The 22,443-nt window shown below is 39.3% G+C and carries 19 protein-coding genes; 2 read left to right on the forward strand and 17 right to left on the reverse strand.

Annotated elements, in window-relative coordinates; translation table 11 throughout:
- Positions 1–21: 21 nt before the first annotated feature.
- The 17 genes from ACSLUH_RS13775 to ACSLUH_RS13855 all read right to left on the reverse strand — a co-directional run bounded on the left by ACSLUH_RS13775 (position 22) and on the right by ACSLUH_RS13855 (position 18,453).
- Complete coding sequence (locus tag ACSLUH_RS13775; protein ID WP_448567956.1) at positions 22–1,794, reverse strand: tetratricopeptide repeat-containing sulfotransferase family protein; 1,773 nt, start codon at positions 1,792–1,794, stop codon at positions 22–24.
- The gene (locus ACSLUH_RS13780) at positions 1,791–2,546 is read right to left on the reverse strand and encodes a phosphocholine cytidylyltransferase family protein (RefSeq protein ID WP_448567958.1); all 756 of its coding nucleotides are present in this window, start codon (positions 2,544–2,546) and stop codon (positions 1,791–1,793) included. The genes ACSLUH_RS13775 and ACSLUH_RS13780 overlap by 4 nt, the downstream gene beginning before the upstream one ends.
- Positions 2,547–3,143 (reverse strand): gamma-glutamyl-gamma-aminobutyrate hydrolase family protein, encoded by a 597-nt coding sequence (locus ACSLUH_RS13785; protein ID WP_448567960.1) that lies wholly within the window; start codon positions 3,141–3,143, stop codon positions 2,547–2,549. It abuts the gene before it with no gap.
- Positions 3,140–5,476, reverse strand: a complete 2,337-nt coding sequence (locus tag ACSLUH_RS13790) for a PEP/pyruvate-binding domain-containing protein (RefSeq protein WP_448567962.1) — start codon at positions 5,474–5,476, stop codon at positions 3,140–3,142. Before ACSLUH_RS13790 ends, ACSLUH_RS13785 begins: the two co-directional genes overlap by 4 nt.
- A 1-nt stretch (position 5,477) precedes the next feature.
- The gene (locus ACSLUH_RS13795; protein WP_448567964.1) at positions 5,478–6,254 is read right to left on the reverse strand and encodes a class I SAM-dependent methyltransferase; all 777 of its coding nucleotides are present in this window, start codon (positions 6,252–6,254) and stop codon (positions 5,478–5,480) included.
- Positions 6,239–6,751 (reverse strand): adenylyl-sulfate kinase, encoded by a 513-nt coding sequence (locus ACSLUH_RS13800; RefSeq protein WP_448567966.1) that lies wholly within the window; start codon positions 6,749–6,751, stop codon positions 6,239–6,241. Before ACSLUH_RS13800 ends, ACSLUH_RS13795 begins: the two co-directional genes overlap by 16 nt.
- 5 nt (positions 6,752–6,756) lie before the next feature.
- The gene (locus ACSLUH_RS13805) at positions 6,757–7,812 is read right to left on the reverse strand and encodes a hypothetical protein (RefSeq protein ID WP_448567968.1); all 1,056 of its coding nucleotides are present in this window, start codon (positions 7,810–7,812) and stop codon (positions 6,757–6,759) included.
- A 12-nt stretch (positions 7,813–7,824) separates the two neighbouring features.
- Positions 7,825–8,853 (reverse strand): hypothetical protein, encoded by a 1,029-nt coding sequence (locus ACSLUH_RS13810; protein WP_448567970.1) that lies wholly within the window; start codon positions 8,851–8,853, stop codon positions 7,825–7,827.
- Complete coding sequence (locus ACSLUH_RS13815; RefSeq protein ID WP_448567972.1) at positions 8,840–9,346, reverse strand: hypothetical protein; 507 nt, start codon at positions 9,344–9,346, stop codon at positions 8,840–8,842. Before ACSLUH_RS13815 ends, ACSLUH_RS13810 begins: the two co-directional genes overlap by 14 nt.
- Before the next feature lie 11 nt (positions 9,347–9,357).
- Positions 9,358–12,834, reverse strand: a complete 3,477-nt coding sequence (locus ACSLUH_RS13820; RefSeq protein WP_448567974.1) for an SPOR domain-containing protein — start codon at positions 12,832–12,834, stop codon at positions 9,358–9,360.
- Positions 12,835–12,872: 38 nt separating this feature from the next.
- Positions 12,873–13,685: a fimbrial biogenesis chaperone gene (locus tag ACSLUH_RS13825; RefSeq protein ID WP_448567976.1), complete on the reverse strand. Its 813-nt coding sequence runs from the start codon at positions 13,683–13,685 to the stop codon at positions 12,873–12,875.
- A 64-nt stretch (positions 13,686–13,749) separates the two neighbouring features.
- A complete protein-coding gene (locus ACSLUH_RS13830) occupies positions 13,750–14,547 on the reverse strand; it encodes a fimbria/pilus periplasmic chaperone (protein ID WP_448567978.1) in 798 nt (265 codons plus the stop codon).
- Between the two features lie 78 nt (positions 14,548–14,625).
- On the reverse strand, positions 14,626–15,294 hold the full coding sequence (locus tag ACSLUH_RS13835) for a hypothetical protein (RefSeq protein WP_448567980.1): 669 nt from the start codon (positions 15,292–15,294) through the stop codon (positions 14,626–14,628).
- Between the two features lie 70 nt (positions 15,295–15,364).
- Positions 15,365–16,027, reverse strand: coding sequence for a hypothetical protein (locus tag ACSLUH_RS13840; protein WP_448567982.1), 663 nt, complete (start codon positions 16,025–16,027; stop codon positions 15,365–15,367).
- A gap of 483 nt (positions 16,028–16,510) precedes the next feature.
- Complete coding sequence (locus ACSLUH_RS13845) at positions 16,511–17,203, reverse strand: FlgO family outer membrane protein (protein ID WP_448567984.1); 693 nt, start codon at positions 17,201–17,203, stop codon at positions 16,511–16,513.
- A gap of 11 nt (positions 17,204–17,214) precedes the next feature.
- Complete coding sequence (locus ACSLUH_RS13850; RefSeq protein ID WP_448567986.1) at positions 17,215–17,826, reverse strand: FlgO family outer membrane protein; 612 nt, start codon at positions 17,824–17,826, stop codon at positions 17,215–17,217.
- Positions 17,827–17,847: 21 nt separating this feature from the next.
- Complete coding sequence (locus ACSLUH_RS13855) at positions 17,848–18,453, reverse strand: FlgO family outer membrane protein (RefSeq protein ID WP_448567988.1); 606 nt, start codon at positions 18,451–18,453, stop codon at positions 17,848–17,850.
- Between the two features lie 546 nt (positions 18,454–18,999).
- Between ACSLUH_RS13855 and ACSLUH_RS13860 the strand changes: the two genes are divergently transcribed.
- Positions 19,000–20,544, forward strand: a complete 1,545-nt coding sequence (locus ACSLUH_RS13860; protein WP_448568016.1) for an alkaline phosphatase — start codon at positions 19,000–19,002, stop codon at positions 20,542–20,544.
- A gap of 11 nt (positions 20,545–20,555) precedes the next feature.
- The gene (locus ACSLUH_RS13865) at positions 20,556–22,376 is read left to right on the forward strand and encodes an alkaline phosphatase (RefSeq protein ID WP_448567990.1); all 1,821 of its coding nucleotides are present in this window, start codon (positions 20,556–20,558) and stop codon (positions 22,374–22,376) included.
- Positions 22,377–22,443 lie beyond the last annotated feature (67 nt).

Genomic DNA, 22,443 nt, shown 5'->3' on the forward strand with positions numbered 1-22,443 from the left:
AAAACGAGCTTTATTAAACCGCTAAACAGAATAATTGAATCTTCGGATAAAGTAATCTAGTGCTTTTAGTGCCCCACCTAAATGTTTTTCATAATTTTTCCATTTGAATATTGAGTCTAAATAGATAGGTTGTGAAACTTGATCGTTAGAAGGGGTGTTAATAATTTTATTCTTTGCCTCTAAGTAAAACGTTTTCTCAATAGGTACAGTTGTATCCATGTTTAAAAACTCCAAGACTCTACTACTTGTCTCTTTAAAGTCTGTAACCAGTTGCTCATAACGAACAAAATGAATATTAAGATTAAATGCCGATTCACATTTTTCAAAGTGTGTAAGCACGTCGATATATCTTTTCGTGCATGTATCCAATGTGCTTAGAAACGACATTTCAGAGTTGATTACGAGGTTCTGCTGAAAACTACTTAATACGCAATCCATAGGATGTCGAATTGAGAATAAAAATTTTGCTTTTGGAAAAAGTTTAATAATAAAGGGAATATGAATAGTGTAAAGTGGCATTTTCTCCACTATGGTTATTCCATCTAACTTATTTACATCTTTAACTAATAAATATGTAGCCGCGAGTTCATAATATTTATCTCTTAACAACACTAACTCTTGTTCTGTTAATGAACTAAGGCACTGTGGATATTTTTTATTTAAGTTCTTCTCGACAAAGTCAATTAATATATAAATCAGCCCTTTTTCACTTATTGTGCGGATATTGTCATGACTATCGAGTACATTATCTAGCAAAGTAGTTCCCGAACGAGGAAAGCCTAGCATGAATGCTGGAGTATTAGCTTGAGGCAATGAGTTATTAATACTTAATTGCTTTAATGGGATGTTATTATACAGATGTACGTAATCAATTTGTTTTCCCTGAGCAATTAAAGTGCTATTGTCCTCTGCGCGCCGCTGTGCGGAAGTGGTGTATGAGGTAAATGCCGAATCATAGTCTTTTAACTTTTCATAGGCACGAGCCAATATATGAGCGCCATGCTTTGAGTTTTCTAACTTAAGCGATTTCATAAGATTAATCGCTCCTTGATAATCCTTCTTATGTAGTAAGACTCTTGCAAACAGCGATTGAAAAATAACTTCGGGATTTTGGTTTACATTGGGTCTTTCAGCGTATCGTCGCATTAACTGTTCAGCTAAGGAATATTCTGACATCAAAATGAGGTGGTTCATTAGCCTTACCGCATGGTTTAAATCTAATTCATCAAATGATTTGGCTAGCTTATTAACCACTACCATCGTATTTTTCTTATCAAGAAGCTCAACATATGTATCTAATAATACAAATAAAGTTGGAATATAAAATTCTTTCCAACCAATGGTCACTTTTGAAAGTTCAATAGCATCATGGTACTGACCATTTTTGGCGAAAAGATTAAAAAGCTTAAAATAATAAAGAGGCTGGCTTTGCATAGGGTCGTGCCCTACAACTTTCTTATAAGCTTCTATTGCCTTAAGCGGTTCATTTTTTTTGAGAAAAGCTTCACCCACAAGAATACATAAATTGATGATGTTTTTAGCATCAACTTTTTGATGGCTATTTAAATAATGTGTAACCAAGTCTATAAGCTGGTTGAAATGCTCCCTAGACCCTTGTTCTCCCAAAGCGAATAACACAAGCAGCTCTAAATAACCAAACTCAAAGTTTAGCCGTAAAAGATCGTTAGTCGCATATTCTTCCTTTAATTCATTTAAACTATTTAATGCACCTAAAAAGTTCTTTTGTTGAAATTGAAGTCGTGCGGAATCAAATTTTCCATTATTTTGCATCATGATGAAATCCCCCAGTAAGAAGGATGAGTCTGTGAATATAATTGATAGTCTTCAATGGTATCCATCTCTATCCAACCACCGTGAACCAGCTCCACTTGCACTTGCTGCTCATCACAGCATTGTTGAATAAGGTCGGTCATGTACATGTTGATGATTTCTGGCGTGCTAGCTTGTGCTAAGTAATCGGTTAAAATCTCTTTTAAGTAACTTTCTTTAGCTTTTATCATGCCCATATATTGTGCTTGAACTTGCGCTAAGTTCTCTGGGCGCTTACCGATATCAACAAGTTTCATTGTTTCATCGTAGATAAACGTTTCTGCATCAGAGAGTGGATCTTCGAGTCTTTCACGCCACAACTCAAGCCAATCAAGATTTGCCAAAACCGTCATCGGACAGGTAGATTGACAGTTTATTAATGCTTTTAGGTTATTATCGCTGTAGGCGATATCGCCATATAAAACTAAAGCGTCACTTGAGGTATTTTCTAACTGAGCACAGCTCTTAGCTAGGCTGTAAACCATATTTGAGCTTGCGAAATCAGGGTTGGAAATGGTTTTTTCTCCTAGCGCGATAATCTTATCTTGGCAATAACCCGTGATGATTGTGATATCGTTAATACCAAATAGCTTTAATTGCTTAATTTGTTTGGTAAGTAAAGGTTCTCCCCACAATTTAACCATTGATTTAGGAGTGTTATCTGTTAGCGGGCGCAGTCTATTACCAGTACCAGCTGCTAAAATTATCGCTTTCATTTAATTAAATACCTTTTTAATCAACTCTATATCTTGTTGTTCAAATGGTTGGTTTCGTTCCGGGTGCCACATGATGCCATGGATAGCTAAGTCAGGGTGATGGATAGCCTTGATGACTCCATCGTTGGCTTTTCCATCGACAACGAGCGGGGGGGCAGCATCATAACAGCCCAAATTATGATAAGAATTAACCGAGCGACGTTCACCATCAATGTTTATCGTCATTGTTTTGGTGACATGCCCGGTTACAGAAGAATGTTGACTGCCAAAATAATGTAAAATGCTTTGCATACCGCGACAAACACCCAAAACAGGAAGGTGTTTTTCTATTGCGTATTCGATTAAAAAGGCATCGGTGCTATCGCGCTCTGGCGCATCGCCGCCATAGCATGTCAGACTGTTACCACCTGACAGAATTATCCCATGGATAGGAACATGCTTTAGGTATTCGCCGATCATTGCTGGTGCATTGGGCAAAACCATCACTAGGTAGCCACACTGGTAAAGAAAGTTAAACCATTGTTGATCAAGCGCATCGCGACGCTCGTGATACGCTTTGTTAATCTCTACTCTGGGCGTGATGCCAATTAACTTCATTTTAAAATCACAACACGTTTATTAGCGGCATCAACTTCTAATGATTTCGCTTTACGCCATTTTTCATAAAACACTTCGCCTGCGCCGATAACCGATGGAATACCAAGCTCTCCAGCTCGAATAGCCATGTGGCTGTTGGCACCGCCAAACTTTGTCACAAGCCCTGATATGCTGTGAGAAAATAGCCAGTCAAAGCCAGGATCAGCGGAAGGAATAAACACTATTTTTCCTTTTAAGTCACTCGATTTTGAAACATCGGCAGTAACATCGCCTATCACTTGCTTCATGGTGATAAAGTTTGGTTCATTTTCTGGCATTTCAAAGCAATATACGCAATCGGCATTGAGTATCAATGGAGGCAAAATGATACTTTGTGCCTCTTTATAGGCATTTTTGCCTTTTTGAATAGAGTCTTGAAGTACCGCTTTGATGTTTTCGGCGGACGAATAGGCTGAGTAAAAGGTGTTAACATCACACATTGCCATATCATGGGTTGATATCCCAAGTTCAGCGCCTAGTTGTTCCATTAACAACATGGCGTCGCTTAAACTTTGCGTAAAAATAAATTTGGCATATTCACGCCCTTCAATAGCACCTTTAATAAACTTAAATAAGGAAATAACATCATGAGCAATGCCATGCTGCTCTAACGTTAATTTTAGTGTGTCGAGCTGTTTTAGAGAAAGAACAAAATCGTGTTCATTTTGATGTGTCTCATCGCCTAATTCGATATGGTCGACGCTATTAAAATCAAAATACTTTTCAGGTGCTTGGTCATAGCGTGGGGACAAAATATCATAAGTTCCAGGGCGTAAATGTCCATATTTTTTGATGAAGGCACTAAGTGATAGTTGTTTTCTATCAGCAGCCATTGAGGAGCTGACGGTTTCCAAGGAGTACATAAAGCGTTGATAGTCGCTTTCAGATAAAATATTGACATTGACCATGGAACGTAAGAACTGCACCGCAATAAAACCAGCTCTAGCAAGGCCTGCAAACGGTAAAGTACCGTAGCGTTTACAATCCTCTAATAACCAATAGATTTTTTCTATTTTTGATAAGTTACTATTGAGGATTTTTTCTCTTCTCGCCGGCAGAGACTCGATTTTTTCGATATCTTTAACCCATAAACCTTCTGGGTTAATAATGTTATTAGTGAGTGACTTTAATGCAGTCGAAAACTCGTCTATTTCTTTTCCTGAAAAACCACGCTTTAACAATTGATTGAGTCGTTCTTCAATATCTAAAGTAAAGCATGAAAAAATAATATCGAATTCAACCTTGTCATGTTTTTCTGGGGAGCTTTCTAGTTGATCAATATAGTAATTAACCAACTTCTCGGCAAGCGATTCGCTGACAGTGGCTGGAATAAAGGAATTAAAGCTGACCCTGACATCAATATAAGGTAGACCAGCTAAGCTAATTAGCAGCGGAAAGCTTCGCAGTTGTTTATAGCCATAATTATTTCGCTGATACGCCCAAGTAGAGTTTGTCACCAATTCTTTATAAAGTGATAACGCCAATGGATTAGGTCGAATACCAATAATTTCGGCGGGGTTCCAATCAGGCATCACACCTAATACCGACTTTTTACCATTGAGGTATGGATGTGGCTTAGTAATTCGGTTTATTGCTTGTCTAATTCGCTGTAATGATTCTTTGTGATCTTTATTGCTGGTTACATCGCTGACATCGACAACTAAAGGCCGTACCTGGAAAAGAAAAAGTTTCTCGTTACTATCAAAAGCAAATTCTATATCGAGATTATTATTTTCAAACAAGTTTTCTAACTCGAAAGCCAGTTTGACCAGCTGGCTTACCCAGGCAGGGCGAGATTTATCGACACCGGCTTTGGCAACATAAATGAGCGAATCATTGGTTGCACCCGAGGTGATATCTTCGGTATCACCAGAGGTTGAATAGTTAATAACATAGTAAGGGGATAGGGTTGACGGCTCACAGCTAAATAATACACCACTGCGTTTTACCTCTTGTAAAAGTGGTTGAATAAACACTTGATCAAGCGGGTTATCTGCGTGAAACGAGGCGACAACACGTTTAATTGCATCGTTGATGTCTTCTTTACCTTGAACATTGACAATGGAATCAAAATGACCAGCAAGCGATTCAGTGTCGCTGTCTTCAGCCATACCACTGCTTCTGACAACAACGGCTGATGCTGACCAAGAACATTGGCTAAAAAACTGTGTTAATACGCTATCAGGATTTTGCCGCCATTGCTCAACCGTAAAACAGTATTGAGGTAAAACATCGGCACTAATTGCTTGCTCACTTAACTGAGCTAAGGTTTCGGCCTTCGATGCAAACTTCATATTACTTGCTCACTCGTGCTATCCAAGCTCTTGTTTGATAGGTGGTTTCGATGAAAGCTAAGTTATTGACCTTTTGTTCAACAAAATCCATAAACTGTTTAAAACATTCTTCGCCGGCTTGTACGCGAATATCGTTTACTGACCACCAAACGCCAATGTATTCTTCAGGTGTTTGCTGCACTACATGACGGCCTTCAACATAAACAACATCGTCAAAATATTCACTATGATAAAGTTTATCCATTAATGTATCGGTAAAGGATGCTCTGCCTGATGATACACGCTTAATATGCGGGGCGATTTCATAAAGTTTATCTTCAATCTCAACCAATAAGGGGTTGGCTTCAATCAGGCGAGGATTCCATAGTGCGCAAAATATGCCTTTGTCTCGCAATACTCGGGCAAATTCTTTAGTGCCTTTTTCAAAATCCACCCAATGAAACGATGACGCCATGGTCAATAAATCGGCACTATTGTCAGCTAATGTGGTTTGCTCACCGTTGCCCTCTACCCATTCAATATGAGTTTGCGCTGAATCTTTAACGCCAAAACTTCGCATATCATCATTTGGCTCAACGGCAACAGCTGTTTTAACACCAGTATTAGCAACCATGCGGCTCCAAATGCCTGTGCCAGCGCCGACGTCAACAAAGTCCATGTCATTAACGGGTTTGTTAATTAAGCCTAATAAGGTATCTAATACAAAAGGTGAATATGCAGGGCGGAATTTAGAATAATTTTCAGCTAATCCGGTAAAGTCGCCTAGTTTTTTAGCCATGGTGCCAATTCCTCTTTTAAAAGTGTTTTAATTTGTTCTAATGTCATAATCCCGTCGTTTTCTATAATTAAATCAGGATTTTTAGGTTCTTCCACTGCAAGATCAAAGCCATGTACGTGCTTTTGTTCACCATTTTGAGCATTCGAATACAGAGATTTTTGATTGCGCTTTGCTAATGTTTCAGCACTTACTTTGACATAAATTTCAAAATAGTTGTCAATATTAGCTCTGTTCCACTCTCTAACTGCATCGAACATTGAGACGGTAGCACAAATGGCAACTTGCCCCTGCTCTGAAAACATCTTGGCTAAGCGACTATATGTCATGGCTAACGCTTGACGCGAGCTAGCATCATATTGCTCATTTTTAAGTGCTGCTCGTAAACTATCCCCATCAAGCAATACAGTTTGTAAGGTTTGGTTTTTGATGTACTCAAAAACGAGCTGTGCGATAGTTGTTTTGCCAGCGCCAGGAAGTCCGGTAATCCAAATGACCATAGTGTTTACATGCCCCACAAATTCTTAAATTGCGGGTGATAACTAAAAAATACGTCTAAATCATCTCTTAATAATTCGCTAAGTAAATGCTTGTCGTCATCTGATAACTGCTTTAATTTTTCTGATTCAATTCGTTGAGCAATTTGCTCTGCTGACTTAGCCCATACTGGTAGTACTTCACTGACGATATCTTGGATATTCTCGTGAACCATTTTTTTAGTTTTTAGCGATAGCTGATTAAACTGATGCACATCTTTTGGTAAAAAGACCCAATCGCCCTCTATTCTGGGCAGTGTTGGGCACATATCTAAAATCATTTTGGTATCGTGCACAATAATCCAAGGCTTGCCGTCTCTTCGTTCAGAATAGAAAAAGTCTAGTGGAGCCATCCCCATATGTATCACTTCATTATTTAGTTCAAAAGAGATACCTTTAGCCATCAACTCACGGGTGTAGTTATTTTGTGGTTTATGAAGTAAAGGACTTTGGTATTGCTCATCTATACCGAGTTTTTGATAGATTGATGTCATGGTGTTATCTATTTTATCGGACAGTAAGTCAGCAAACTCGATAACTTGGACATTTTTTTGATTAGGATAAAATGTGGTGCATTGAATTCCTGGCTTAATGGTTTGCAAATGCTCTTTGTAGGTTTGATAAAAAGCTTTCACTGTTTTAGGAATCGCCTCCCAACCAAGTAAGTTCATCGCTGCACTGGCGTTGATATGGTTAATCCAACTTTTTGCTTGATCAAAAGGATTACGAACCACGTGAAAAGTGACATCAACCTTAAAATCTCTAACGGCTGCTAACGCTTTTCGGTATTTTTTTTCTAAAAACATCGCATCATGAACCATAAACCCTTTTGCTGTTATCTTCGGGCCTTTATCATAAGGTAAATCCAGTAAACTCGGGTTGTTCTGCTTTTTTTTACGAAATAGATCCTTAGTCGTTTTGTAATTGGGTAATGATACATTGGGGTGGTCGTTTAAAAAACGGTTGATTGCTAACGTGCCAACACGGCCCATAGCGATAACTTTAAAAGATGATGTTTTTGCCACGGTTATACCTTTTTACTGGGTAATTAATGATAAATCACATTTGGCGATTTCACTTAGATTAACATACTGTATATCTTCAATTTTTATCATAGTGAAATCTTTGCTGTTTGAAAAAATATAGCCACTAGGTGCGGGTAAATACTGTCCGTCATAAAACTGTTGGTAACTTCCCATAAATTTAACTTTGGCACGTTTACCTGATATTGCCTTAACAACACCAAGCGTATTGTTATCAAAGTGACAGACTATATTGCCAATATCTAATGGTTGTTTTTGTAATTCTGCAAAGGTTTCCTGTAATTGTGTTATTGATGTATTCTCACCATTTAGAGGTGCTATTTCATCAGTTAAGTCCCAAAGAGCGATCTCTGGAGAATAATCCTCTTCAGTTTCATCCCAAAGTGAATCTGTGTTTTCTGAAAAGAGTTTTGCATAGTAATCTTCAGGATTGTTTCTGAATTGATAGTAACTTTCTAAGGTAAGTTTCTTTTCTAGATAAGTAATAAAACTCTTAAGGTCATCACTCTGATATTCTGTTTTAATTAACCAGTCAATGTAAGTGGAAAAATCGTCTTGTGCGATAGATTTTAAGCGATTTACTTGTCTGTTAAGCTTATACAACCGCCCATAAAAATCGAACAATGAAAATTCATATATCGAAAAATAAGTGTCGAGCAAGGTTGAATTATTGATGCGGACATACTCAGTTAACCCCATGCATTGCACAAGGCAAATATATTTATTGCGAAAACTTGGATTCAATAAGTCAATTTCTTTATTACTTTCAGTATTCGCGAGTTTTATTTTTGTAAATGCTAATTCGTTCTGGCCTTGACGAACACTTGCGTTTAACTCGGTAGTAATTTTAAAGGGGAGTTTTATTTGCTTTACTTTCGAAAAAGCCGCTAGTTCATGCCACTTGCTTACTGCTTTTACATGTTTATCGGCAACTAAGTCTTGATGTGACGAACAGCCTGCAACATTAGCAAGGACAATGAAAACCCAAGTAGTAAATGAGACAGAGAACTTAAGGTAATTCATTGAAAACTATCCCCTGTGCAATATCCACTCGATAACTGTTATTAAAACTCAAATTGGAGTGAATAGTTAGGCTCCCTCCGATAATTATGGTGATCACCCCTGTATCACCCGTATTTACGGTTTGAAATTGGTCTGCCACAATCGCAATATCAGCTCTACCATTTACTTGATAGATACCATCTGGCGCAAATGACATACCGTCTCCAGGGTTTAGGCGCGAAGCTATCTTAATACTCATGTTAGTATTAGGATTGCCAACAAGCATGTATCTGCCAGGTTCACCATAACGAGTGTCAGGATAAGGACATACATTCCCTGCAATATCAATTACTTCTTTAGTATCGTGATCAATATGACAGATCCCTGTCAGTGGGAGTAATTCGCCATAGTCAATGATCTGTGTAACGTTGATGTATGGTTCAATAAAACCATAAGATGGGAAACACATCACTAATGGAATTAGCATTTGTTTTATTGCTTGCCCAATTTTCATCGCTTTCCCTCTTACAACTTGTTAATCACTTTATAGTTTTCGTTGGTGGTTGCCCAGCCGACTACGCCATATTTTTTCAGTGCATTTAGCGCTTGCGCTTTGGTTTCAAATGGTTGGCTAACAACACAATACCAACTCTCCTGATTATCGGTCACTTTTTCAGCAAGAAAAACGTCATCAAGCCCACTGTATTTCTCAATGATGCTTTCACTGAGTTTTTCTTTTGAAGCAGCAAATTGCAATATCCATTTACCATCATTTTTTGTTTGAATGGCAGTTAAAGGAGTAACTTGCACTGCACTATCATTTACTTCGGTATATAGTTTCTCGAAAAGAGGTTGAATATAATAGCCTATTGAGGCTAATTGGTTACTACTAGCAAATGTTTGTGCTTGTGTTTTATCTATAAATTCCCCAACCATAACGCGATATATCTTTTGCTGCGTTTTCGTGTAAGATTCGATAATTACCAGCGGCTGCTCAAATGAATTATGGTGTTTATTTTTTAATTGTTTGGCTTCATTTTCATCGATAAAAGCACCAAGTTGAATTGAGTAACCAGAAATTTTCGCTGCATTGGTTTGATTAACAGCGCTAGCAATTGTCGCTATTGGGTATAATATTTCTTCCTCATCTTTTTTACTGTCGGGTGCAGGGGTCGATAAAACACGTTTGATCTTTGTTTTTACCGGTAAAGTGAATAAGTTTTTGCGTATCTGCTCACTTTCATCCCAAACGAGTGGCTCGGTTTCTTCAGCCGATAAGGCTAACTCTTCAATTCGTTCATCGTCACTATCATTGGTATTCTTAATACGACGTAGGTACAAGGTTGGCAATTCAGAGAATCCGCCACTTTCTGGCGTTTTTACATTAAAACCCTTAATTTCAGCGGTATATGATTTTTGACTTAAGCTGTTGTCATCAACAACAACAGAATATTGTCCGGGGGTAATATTTAAAAATTCGTAGTAGCCATCCTCATCGGTTTGTTGGGTTTGGACGGTGTTTTGTTCATCATCGATTAAATTTACATTAATACGTGCTATAGGAACTTCACCTTCTTGACTAGCTCGGTATATGAATCCTGCAAGCTCAGTGCTCAAATAAAAAGGCATATTAACGTCCACCCGAGCTCCAGGGTGGGTATAAATTGTATAATCTTGATTTAAGGTCTCTGTACCTGAAATCCAGCTAGCATTGAATTTAAAAGGTGTACTCACTGGCACACCAGGTAGAATAATCTTTCCTGTTCTACCAGAAGTAATATTTTCCCACTCTTCGACACCACTAAAAGTAACATTTTCTAAATCATAGTCGAGGACATCAGGTGTACCGTTTAGTTGTCTATCCAGGTAGGTATGAACGTCAAGGGTAGCTGTTGACGATGAATATTGGCTGCTGGTTAAAACGCGGTTATTGTGATAGTCGTAACCGATAAAGAAATTTAAGTTTAAATTAAAAGACCAATCATCGTTTTCATTATAAGCAGAGCGCAGTGCTAATCGGTAATCAGGTGTTTCAAAGGCGAGTTGATGAGAAAAACTCCAAGAATTACTATTTTCGTCATTGGCGGTCAATGGACGATACGATAAGTTAAAGTAGTGCGCAAGATTCCACGGGTCTACCCACTTATATTGAGAAGACAAAGATGACGACTTTGAAATGGTATCACTGTCCTCTGGGCCATCGATATTGTAGATCAAATTGGCACTTAAACGCAGATTATCGATAATCGAGCCACTAAAAGAAAGTGCGCCAGAGGTTATCGTGCTATCAAGAAGATCACTTTGGATATCTCGATATGAAAGGCGGTTAGTCACTCTAATTTTATCTAAGTTAAAATAGATGCTGTGATTTAGCGCGCTACTCTGGAAGGTATCTGATTTATCGTAGCTTAACTGAAGCTGATTAGGAAGACCAAAAAAGTTATCGGTATAACTTGCTGTTACTGCATGGTTTATAGAATCGGGTGAAACAATACTTCGATTGTTTAAACGAGAGACCCCTTTTGATGAACGATATAAAACCTGGTAGGCCCCATTAGCAAAGGCACGACCGGATAGGCTGGTTATTTGAGCGAAATTAGACCCGTCACCGACAAATGCAAATTCATTTTCAAGTAAAAATGTGGGGAAGCTTAAGTAATTTTTTACTGATATAGTTTGTACTCTTTCTTCAGTGCCCGTACCGGCTAGTAAAGAGTTTTCAATACTGCTGTCATTAAAAAACATACCCACTTGCCAGCGATCATTTATACCATAATCTACCGAAGTGCTGAACGTATCCAAATTTACACCATCAGATAAACCATTATCTAATAATGTTTTGTTTGGGTCGAGTAAACTCAGACCATAAGCAATATCTCCTTCAGCTAAAGGATTCCTTTTCAACGAATAATTTTTTACAACAATATCTTCTTCACCATATGGACCATATAGTTTAATTTCAATTCGGTTGTTACCGTAGAGCAACTCAACATCTTTAAAGACAAGAATACCTGTGTCGGGTACCGTTTGCGAGGTAATGAAACGGCTATTGTTAAATAGCTCTGCTTCCCAGCCGGGCTTGGCATACTCTTCTATGTCAATAGCACTATTATTTTGACGATAGTTTTCAGGGCGTCTATAGACACTGGCACCAACACCTGAGTTTCCGGAGATTATACTACCGATTCTACTACTATAAATATCCCCAAAACTATATTCATCGAAGTAGCCTAAAATGTAGTCTTCAGGCGACTCTTTATAACGACTAAACGTGATCCCACCTGTAAGGTCTGTGCCACTTTTTTTAGCTAAATTTAGACGGGTGGAGTGATATAAAAAGTCGGAAACAAGTTGTGCATTTAGCCTTGTGTTCTCATTATCATTGTTTAGGTCTACCGTCGTGTAGATCTCGCCATGAGGAACGGTAAATGCGCGGTATTGATCAGGAATTGTTATTGGAATCGTCGCTTTATTTTGACGAGAGACGTCAGTACTAAATGCTTTTTCTCGAAAGCGCTTGGCTCGTTGTTCAGCTAGGATGGTTACTGGAAATTGATAATCGTTAGGAATAATTGTTACGGTCAAACGGCGTTGAACAAAGTCAAAACTTATCCCAAATATGTCTTCGAGTAATCGTTGATCAATAAATTGAAAGTAACCATCGTTACCCCAATAACGAATTTGTGATGAACTTAAAGAGCTTTGCTCATTGTCAAAAAAGAACTCGTATACTTGCTCTTGTTTCCATACCGTTAGTTTTTCCTCGGTAAATTGATACTTTAGTTTTAATGCTTCAAAAAGTGGCTCAATAGCAAGCATTAATATTTCATCTTGATAATAATAACTATCGAGATTGTTAGTGACTTTAGTTTTATCAAGGTAGGCTGAAAGAATCAGTAGGTTATCTTCATTAAGTTCAACTTTCTGTAAACGTTCAGCAGCTACCTCAGCAGATGGTAGAAGCCATAATAAAGCGATTAGTGTTATTATTTTTTTCATCATCAATCCATTTCACTAAAGTTGCCTATATCGACTTGCCTTTATAATACTGGCGACTCTATTGTTATATTGCCGCCATAGCCCTCAATTTCTTGGTAAACAATTTTTAAGAACTTCGGATCTTGATCTGTAAAGCCAAGCGTTGCCTTATGATACTTAGCCTCGCGTTGAATACTCACTTGCGGTAATGAGGAAACCACTTCATTATTACGAATATCGATTAAAGCTAAGCGGCCAAAGGTTGAGCGTGCACCATTTTTTTCAACGGTAACGTTGATGCTGTTTTGATTAATTGTCTTTTCGGCAAAACTGAGCTTTGCTTCAATATCACCTGTGCGAGCTATGACAGGAATGTTATGACGAAGACGTGGAGCCAATGAAGTCTTATTTTTGGCAATTTTTGCCATGTCTGCTTTAGAAAATGCGCAATCTAAGGTTAGGTAAGAGCGATATTCAATTGCTTTTTCATTTGGGGATCTGCGCATTTGAAACCTAACCGTTTGCGATTCTCCGGCAGGAACACTAAATCGTTTGGGAGAGAAGCGAATCTTATCTTTTGCACTTAACTCTGGTAGTTCTTTTGATGTTCTAAGATTACTTTTTCCATACTCATTAAAATCATAATGCCTTAAATACATTTTACAATTTTGTTGGTAAGGATCTTTGTTGTAAACAACGAAATTATATTCGCGAGTCGTTGGGTCAAGGTAAATTCTAAAGGTAGAAAGACCTAGGGCATAGCTTTGGCTCGTGCTAACTAGCCATAAACCTAAAGACAGCGCCACACAACCTAAGCCCTTGCTTGATATGATAGAGCGACTATATAAACTTCTTGCTTTTGATAATAATAGCATAAACGACTTCCATAATATGTTCGATAATTTATCTACGAAAGCCGTTTAGCGTAAAGGTATTACATTATTGTTTCCATGTAATATCTAGAGGGCTGCTAAAATGATCTGGCTCCGTAAATTGGATTACTATGTCGTTTAAAGCATAGTTTGTGCCAATCTTCATTTCAAACGATTTGTTGATGGTTTCAGGGTACATCACTAAATTACGAGACTCTTTTAGTATTTCGCTCGTATTTTTATCGAGTAGCTTTATTTTCCCGTAAACTGAGCGTTCTCCAGAGCGAACTAAGTTGAAAAAAAGCGTTTCGTTTTCAATTCTGACATCTTCAAATTTAACACTAGCCTGTAATCTTTTCGGGCGAATAACTAAAGGAATATTGTGCACTAGTTGTGGGCTTAACTTAAAACGTGCCAAATTTTTGTCACTTTTCGTTGCGTTTTCTTCTGCCGCCGTTTTTTGCGGGATACAGTTTACCGTAACAAAGGCGCGATGTTCGACTGGCAAGGTGTCTTTTTTACGGCGCAGTGTAAAACGAACGGTTTGTCGTTGCTTAGCTTCGATGGTGAAATGCTTAGGAGAAAGTCGGACTAGTTTGCTCGCCGAATTTTCTGGCGTTGTCTTAAGCGGCATGTCATTAATGTTACCGCTCTCATCATATTGATAATGTAAAAAACCTAAACTACATTTTTGCGGGCGATCTAGTTTATTGGTAACAATAAAGTCTTCATTGTCATGAGCGGGGTCTAAGTACAAACGATATGTTGAAATCCCAACATTTGCCTGCAAATATGTACTAAAAATCAATGTGCAAAAAGCTGTGCTAAAAATAAGAATGTTATACAAACGATTTCTGATCATCATAGTTAATACCCTATTCACCAATACAAAAAAACCAAGCATTGACATGCTTGGTTTTTAAAAAACCTACAGAGGCTAACCTTATTGATAAACTACGTCAATAGTAAAACTTTCGACGTAGGTACTACCCGCAGTTAAGGTGTTTTGCGCAGTAATGGTACCACCTAAAAAGATTAACGCTTCACCAGCAATTGGGCTACCTGATGTATTACCAATGGTGTCGGCATCGGTTGCTAATGTTGTGGTTCCAACTACCGTGTTACCTGTGCCCGCAGTAAAGTTAGTACATACATCGCCATCAGAGGCATTATTGTATACTACATAACATCCTTCTGGTAGGTAAGAAAAGTCAACGCCACCAGCGTTAATACCATTCACGGTAATATCAACTAATACACCTTTAGCGCCTGAAATTTTATAAATGCCGGCTACTCCAGGGTTTGCTTGGTCACAATCACCAGTTTTAGCTTGGTAGTTAGCTCCATTTCCAGCTAAAGCCGCCCCCATGCGCGCTAGAATGTTGCCCGGTGCTGCGTCAGCCGCGCCTGATTCAACTTGCATATTACAAGTACTCGCGATAGCTAAGGTAAAATCATTACCAAAGTTCATTGCTTGTTGTTCAACAATGGCAACATCCGGCACTGTAGTAAATGCAAAACTCATGTCGACATCGGCTGCGTTAGCTGTAACTGACAATGCACTACTAATCGTGGTTGCTACTGCCAGCTTTTTAAAAGTATTCGTGTTCATATAAAGCTCCTTAAATTAAGCTCGCTTATAAATATTTATTTGCTATACACTAAATTTAACTATTTAGTGGCTAATAGACAACATTGATGGCAAAAACATCACCGGCATCGAATGCAGTACCATAGGTGGTATTGGCGGTTAATGGACTCGTCACGGTTAAGGTACCACCTAAAGTAAAGACAAGTTCATTTGCTGTAACTTCAGCTTCCAAAGCTTCAGTAGCATCAGGTAAGCGCACCGCAGTAGGGCCGACAGTCGAAAGTGTGCCAATGATATCATCACCAGCTGCACCTGACGCTCCCGTTGCACCATAAATACCAACAGCATTGCTGTTTGGGGTAAAGCTATAATCACCCGCAACAGATGTAAAACCGTTTATTGTAATGTTAATGGTTGCTCCTGGAGAGCCGGTAACTTTATAAACGCCAGGTGTGGCAACAGCGCCAGTAACACAACCACTACCGTTCAAGTCACCGTAGTTGGTAGCTGTTGCAGTAACAGCAGGATCAATTTGCAAACTTGCTGTTGAAGGGGTAGCGGCATCCATAGTGCAAGAGCCGGTTGATGTGAAAATATTGGTACCAAAATCTAATGGGGTTTCTTCAGTTAACACTACATCAGCAATGGTATTTACCGTGATATCAAAGGTGCCTGTCGCAGCATTAGAAGCGCCGGACGCTCCCACTAACAAGGCTCCTATTGCTAGAGCGATTTTCTTTTTGTTCGGTTGCATGGCAACACTCCTATTAACAAAATTAAGACCAAATTAATTAGAGCAATACTGAAAACTTTTAATGAAGCTTTGAACTACTTTAATCAACCGTATTTCATGTAAACTACGTCTGTTCAACTTAAGGTATCGGCACGCGATTTTAAAACTTTAATAAATTTTTTCATATTTATTCGCTTTTAATGCAAAAGCATATTCTGCCTTGCCTGACACCATAAAAAATAACGTCTTACAGAGTTAAGTTCCTAGTGTTTAACATAAATATTTTTTACCTCCTTAATGTTTATCGACAGTTATAAAAAAAAGCTTAAATTTTCTTCAATCACTAACTGATTGTTATTACAACATCTAGTGTCTCGATAAGGTATTGACTACTACATATTGTTTTATTTTGTTTCTTTGTACAAATTTATGTTGGGTGCTTGTAAGCGATGTAATGCTTGTTTTCATCAATATTTGGCGTAAATAAAGTTAATTATTAATACCTTAACCTTGCACCAATGGTATTTGTTGCTGATTTGTTTCTGGGCGCGATTTTAATAACGCCTTTGCAACCGTTGCTGGGATAAAACTCTGCGCCGAAGCAACAACGGCTTTTGACTTGATACCAACGACACGGGCATTAACTAAATAACCGCCTTGATGTTTAACCAAATTACCGGTAAACACATAACGAATAGGAATGTTGTCAGAAAGCTCATTAAAGTTTCGACTCATTATAAAATCGCCTTTTTCGGTGACGCGTAAATAATCGGTGACTTTGTAATCGAGCACAGGAATGCCCGCTTTATGCACTTCATGCATTAACCCTTCAGAAATTTGATTACCGAGTAGAGTAGCATCATTAAAGTCACCATCTAAATCGACAAAACTGGTTACCGCAACGGGGGTGCGTGAGTTGACATATTGTAGGTTAGTGATGAGATCCTGCATCAGTCCACGCACGTAAAAGTTGATGTCTTTGACTAATGGCCCGCTTTGAAACATTTCTTCATCAGTTTTATTGTTGATGGTTGATTGCGGAAACTTGAACACTTCTTGATTATTCAGGCTATTTTCAATAGCGATTTTCGTCGTTTCTTGCTGTTCAGTTGCGGTAGTATCTACCATATCACCTGACATTGATGAGCAAGCACTCAGGGTATAAAGTAGTGCTGAAGTAAGAACTAAGTTTTTCATATCTTCACCTTTTAATATCCGCTTCTGTAAAGCATGTTATTTTTTAAGCTAACTTGCCGTTGTTCCATCATGGTATCTATTGGCAAATAATCCGTGGCGGCAGCGATAACTCGTTGATTTCGTAATTCGATAATGCGGGCGTTAATGACGTATTGGCCTGCTTGCTCGGTATAGGTACCAGTGAGGTAATAATAGGCGTTAAAGTTTTTTGCTAAATCTTCAACATTGCGCGAGAGCATCATATCGACATTGTCTTTAAGTTTTACAATCGGCATGGTTTTATATTCAATGACATTTAAACCCGCTTGCGTCGCTAGTGTAATTAAACTTTCTTGAAGTTGATGACCGATCAAATCGTCAATGTTTTCAACTTTGCCGCCTAAGTGAGTAACAGGCAAAAATGTGCCGACTGCCATCGGTTGACTGGGCTCAATGGTTTGTGCGCTGGAAAATAGCTTATTTGCTAAAGTCAGCACACGCTGATGAATCATCGAGCTTGGCGTTTGGTTAACTGATACTTGGGTTGGTTGTCCTAATTGTGCTTCGTTTGAATAGGTTAATTCAGGTGTTTGAGAACATCCTATTAACGACAATGCGCTCAGTATATAGATTATCTTGTTCATAAATTCTCCAGCCACAAAGACTTAGTAATTTGCCTGTTGCGCGATCATATAGTGGGGGATAAGTTTAGAGGTCGCGGCAATAACTGCTTTGCTCTCAACATCGATAACCTTCGCGTAAACGGTGATGCCTTGTTGATTCTTTCTAATCGTGCCTTTGAGGACGTAACCAATATCGTCATTGACTTGTATATAAGGAATGGTATTTAAAAAGTCAGTGTTTACGCTGGTATCGGCATAAGTTAAAACATTTTCCGCAACGGGAAGCCCAATATTTTGCATGTCGGCAATAAATAGCTCGGCAAGCTCGACGTTAAGTGGTCCATTCACCACCATTTCAGGTACCCAGGTAATAAAAGGCGGCACGGCAATCGTTTTTTCAAGTGACTGCACACTGAGCTTATCGAAAATAACATAAACCATTTGCTCAGTGTATTCGCCTAGTTGCTGAAAATTGGTACTTGGTGAGAAATAATCACTTTGCTTGGTTGACTGAGATGAAGCGCTCGCGACAGGTACCGAAACATCATCACAGGGATAAAACTCTCCAGTGTCACTGACACACAGGCGTTGTGATGAATTTTCGTCACTGCCACCCAAACCAAGATCAATGCGACTAAATTGATTCATTGAGCAGCCCATTAACGCGGTGATTGTAATAATTGTGAATAAAAGCTGTGTTGGTCTCATAGTACCTTTGCCTTACCTACGACTGTTTGTTTCAACAACTGACTAGCAAAATTAACGCCAATAAGGGCCTGTTTTTGTATTTGGGCAAGTGGCCATGTATAAAAATCAAATTGATTCAATGTATTACTAGTTTTTGAGATACGGAAAAATTAAACCGTAACATTTAAAAACAAGTGCAAAATGATTGTTGTATCTTCAAGAGTTGCCGTCAGCGGTGTCATAATTTGCCACTTACGTAGAGTATAAAAGTAAAGGGTGAAATTTTCCTTATGTACAAAAAACAATGTACTCTCTGTCTTAAATCTGACATCGGTTTGTCATTTGCATTTCACAATTCGTCAATGTAACCGTCATTTAAATTCTCTACCATCTTGCCAATCTCGTTAACTACCTAGCGAGGCAAATTCATAAATATGGTAATCGATAAGAATAATAGAGGATAACGGTATGAACTCTTCATGGGTTTCGCTATCGGTATTGTCATCGATGTTAGTCGCAGCAAGTGCGACGGCAGATGTCATTCCAAGCATACAAAAAGAAAGTCAGTGGTACAAAGCAGATCAACAAAAACTAGTCGATAAAGTCAATCGAACGACCAGTAATAAAGCAAAAAATGTCATTTTATTCGTTGGTGATGGCATGGGAGTTTCAACATTAACAGCCGCTCGTATTCTTGCAGGCCAACAGCAAGGTCAAAGTGGTGAAGAAGGTTACTTAAGTTTTGAGAATTTCCCGTATTCTGCGCAAGTAAAAACCTATAATGTTGATGCGCAAACACCAGATTCTGCTGGCACAATGACGGCGATGATTTCCGGCGTAAAAACCGATGTTGGCGTTATAGGTGTTAATGAAGCTATCGAGCGTGGTAATTGTGCAACAGTTGCAGGCAATGAGTTAGTCACAGCGGTTGAACTCGCTGAAATTAAAGGCCTAGCTACGGGGGTTATTTCTACTGCACGCATTACGCATGCAACGCCTGCGGCAACCTATGCAAAATCGGCAGATCGTAATTGGGAAGATGTTTCTGATATGCCAGCGCAAGCCATTAGTGAAGGTTGTGAGGATATCGCGTCACAGTTAATCAATTTTGAAACCAATTTAGAGCAGCGTTTTCCAGGTATTGACGTCGATGGCATTGACGTTGTCATGGGGGGCGGTCGTCGTCATTTTCTTCCAAAAGACGAAGCATTCAATAGCGCCGATGCAGTAAGTGCAATTGAGGGTAACCGGACTGATAGTCGTGACTTAACGGCTGAATGGCAAGCAAAGTACCCAACAGGTAAATATGTAATCGATCAAGCTGGTTTTGATGCAATCGATCCGGCAACCACTTCTAAAGTGTTTGGTTTGTTCAATGAGTCACATATGCAATACGAAGCTGATCGCGCTAATGATGTTGCTGGAGAGCCATCGTTAACGGAATTAACGACTAAGGCGATTGATATTTTAGATAATAACGAGAAAGGTTTTTTATTGGTTGTTGAATCTGGTCGTATTGATCATGGCCACCATGCGGGTAATGCCTATAACGCGTTAAACGACACCGTAGAGTTTGCTAAAGCGGTAGAAGCTGCTGTAAATAATACTAATCCTCAAGAAACCCTTATCTTAGTAACCGCAGATCATAGCCATGTATTTACCATTGCTGGCTACCCGAAACGCGGTAATCCAATTCTTGGAAAAGTGGTAGGTGTTGGTAAAGATAAGCCAGCGATTGCAGCTGATGGCAAACCATACACGACGGTGGGGTATGCTAATGGCCGAGGTTTTCGTGACTTAGCTGATGAAACTGATGCTGATGCTGGTTATGCGCATGAACCGCGTGCAGGTCGTCAAGATTTGACCTCTGTGATTACTACTGCCAGTGGTTTTCACCAAGAAGCAACGGTACCTATGAGTGCTGAAACTCATGCCGGTGAGGACATATCATTGCACGCACAAGGCCCTGGCGCGCATTTAGCACAGGGTGTTGTTGAGCAAAGCGTTGTATTCCACTTGATTAATCAATCGTTAGATTTAGTTGCAAATTAGTAGAGGCAAAAATGAAAAAGTTAAGTTTAATCTCAATATCTGTTGTAGTTGCGCTAACTGGATGTAACGGTGATGATGGTAACGATGGCTCTAATGGTGTCAATGGTAGCAACGGTTTGAATAGTTTAGTTAAGCAAACCTTTATACCGGTAGGACATAGTCAATGCCTAAACAGCGGTGTACAAATCGATTCAGGTGTTGATAGCAATGGTAATGAAACACTCGATGACAATGAAGTTACCGCGACGGAATACGTTTGTTCTCCCACCCTAACACAAGTGAGTAGCAGTGATATCACTGGCACGACTATGAATGCTTGGTTTAGTCAAGGACAGCAGAAAATTGCTAGCGCTAAGTTAAATAGTGAAACGATTAATAATCTTCGAGGTTCGGCTAAAAATATCATTTTGTTTGTTGGTGATGGCATGGGGGTGTCTACGGTTACTGCAGCGCGCATTTTAGCAGGTCAGCAACAAGGGAAGTTAGGTGAAGAGCATTTATTAAGTTTTGATAAGTTTCCATATTCTGGCTTTTCTAAAACTTACAATGTTGATGCGCAAACTCCTGATTCTGCTGGAACAATGACTGCAATGATGTCTGGCGTAAAAACTGATGTAGGCGTTATTGGTGTTGCTGAAGGGGTTAGTCGAGGAGATTGTGCGAGTGTCGCTGGTAAAGAGTTAGTAACAGCATTAGAACTTGCTGAAATCGCGGGAAAGTCTACGGGGGTTATTTCAACGGCACGTATTACTCATGCGACACCAGCGGCAACGTATGCCAAGTCGCCAGACCGAGATTGGGAAGATGTCTCCCGCATAAAGGCCGACCAAGTTGCCGCGGGCTGCGAAGATATCGCCTCTCAGTTAGTTAACTTTGAAGCCAACTTAGAAGCAAGATTTGCGGGTGTTGATGTTGATGGCATCGAAGTTGTTATGGGCGGTGGCCGTCGTCACTTTTTACCTAATGATGCAGCATTTAATAGTATTGATGCGGTAAGTGCTGTCGAAGGTGATCGCAGTGACGGTCGTGACTTAACTGCTGAATGGCGGGCGTCATACCCTGCGGGTCAGTACATAATTGACCAAGCAGGCTTTGATACCATTAACCCTGATAATACTGAAAAAGTGTTTGCCTTGTTTAATGAATCTCATATGCAGTATGAAGCAGATCGTCATAATGACGTGGCAGGTGAGCCTTCATTGACTGAAATGACCAGCAAAGCCATCAGTATTTTAGATAACAACAGCCAAGGTTTTTTCTTAACGGTTGAAGCTGGTCGAATTGACCATGGGCATCATGCAGGGAATGCTTATAACGCGTTAAATGACGCGATTGAGTTTGCTAATGCCGTCGAAGCGGCAGTTAATGCAACCAATCCAGAAGAGACGCTTATTTTGGTAACGGCCGATCATAGCCATGTGTTTACCATTGCAGGTTACCCAAAACGTGGCAACCCTATTTTAGGTAAAGTTGTTGGCGTTGGCCAAACGGAGCCAAGCTTAGCAGCTGATGGTATGCCATACACTACCTTAGGATACACCAATGGCCGCGGCTTTATGGATTTAGGGAATGAGACTGATGCTGATGCAGGTTACGGTGTTGATGTCCATACCGGTCGTGTCAATTTAACTGAAGTAGAAACAACTGCACCTGGTTTCCATCAAGAAGCGGTTATCCCGTTGAGCGCTGAAACTCATGCGGCAGAAGATGTTGGTATTTATGCTAAAGGACCAGGTGCTCATTTGGTAACGGGTACTAATGAGCAAAGCATTATCTTCCATATTATGGATTATGCGGGCGATTTGGTGAATAAAGCGAAAGCCAAATTATAACCAACTGCATGGCAGCGCATAGTAAAGCAGTGCAGTTAGCACTGCTTTAATTATTTAAAAAATCACT

The organism is Thalassotalea ganghwensis (assembly GCF_053485795.1).

Coding starts and splice junctions, on each gene's coding strand:
- ACSLUH_RS13775 (WP_448567956.1), bottom strand. CDS start 1,794: ATGATGCAAAATAATGGAAAATTTGATTCCGCACGACTTCAATTTCAA.
- ACSLUH_RS13780 (WP_448567958.1), bottom strand. CDS start 2,546: ATGAAAGCGATAATTTTAGCAGCTGGTACTGGTAATAGACTGCGCCCG.
- ACSLUH_RS13785 (WP_448567960.1), bottom strand. CDS start 3,143: ATGAAGTTAATTGGCATCACGCCCAGAGTAGAGATTAACAAAGCGTAT.
- ACSLUH_RS13790 (WP_448567962.1), bottom strand. CDS start 5,476: ATGAAGTTTGCATCGAAGGCCGAAACCTTAGCTCAGTTAAGTGAGCAA.
- ACSLUH_RS13795 (WP_448567964.1), bottom strand. CDS start 6,254: ATGGCTAAAAAACTAGGCGACTTTACCGGATTAGCTGAAAATTATTCT.
- ACSLUH_RS13800 (WP_448567966.1), bottom strand. CDS start 6,751: ATGGTCATTTGGATTACCGGACTTCCTGGCGCTGGCAAAACAACTATC.
- ACSLUH_RS13810 (WP_448567970.1), bottom strand. CDS start 8,853: ATGAATTACCTTAAGTTCTCTGTCTCATTTACTACTTGGGTTTTCATT.
- ACSLUH_RS13815 (WP_448567972.1), bottom strand. CDS start 9,346: ATGAAAATTGGGCAAGCAATAAAACAAATGCTAATTCCATTAGTGATG.
- ACSLUH_RS13820 (WP_448567974.1), bottom strand. CDS start 12,834: ATGATGAAAAAAATAATAACACTAATCGCTTTATTATGGCTTCTACCA.
- ACSLUH_RS13825 (WP_448567976.1), bottom strand. CDS start 13,685: ATGCTATTATTATCAAAAGCAAGAAGTTTATATAGTCGCTCTATCATA.
- ACSLUH_RS13830 (WP_448567978.1), bottom strand. CDS start 14,547: ATGATGATCAGAAATCGTTTGTATAACATTCTTATTTTTAGCACAGCT.
- ACSLUH_RS13835 (WP_448567980.1), bottom strand. CDS start 15,294: ATGAACACGAATACTTTTAAAAAGCTGGCAGTAGCAACCACGATTAGT.
- ACSLUH_RS13840 (WP_448567982.1), bottom strand. CDS start 16,027: ATGCAACCGAACAAAAAGAAAATCGCTCTAGCAATAGGAGCCTTGTTA.
- ACSLUH_RS13845 (WP_448567984.1), bottom strand. CDS start 17,203: ATGAAAAACTTAGTTCTTACTTCAGCACTACTTTATACCCTGAGTGCT.
- ACSLUH_RS13850 (WP_448567986.1), bottom strand. CDS start 17,826: ATGAACAAGATAATCTATATACTGAGCGCATTGTCGTTAATAGGATGT.
- ACSLUH_RS13855 (WP_448567988.1), bottom strand. CDS start 18,453: ATGAATCAATTTAGTCGCATTGATCTTGGTTTGGGTGGCAGTGACGAA.
- ACSLUH_RS13860 (WP_448568016.1), top strand. CDS start 19,000: ATGTTAGTCGCAGCAAGTGCGACGGCAGATGTCATTCCAAGCATACAA.
- ACSLUH_RS13865 (WP_448567990.1), top strand. CDS start 20,556: ATGAAAAAGTTAAGTTTAATCTCAATATCTGTTGTAGTTGCGCTAACT.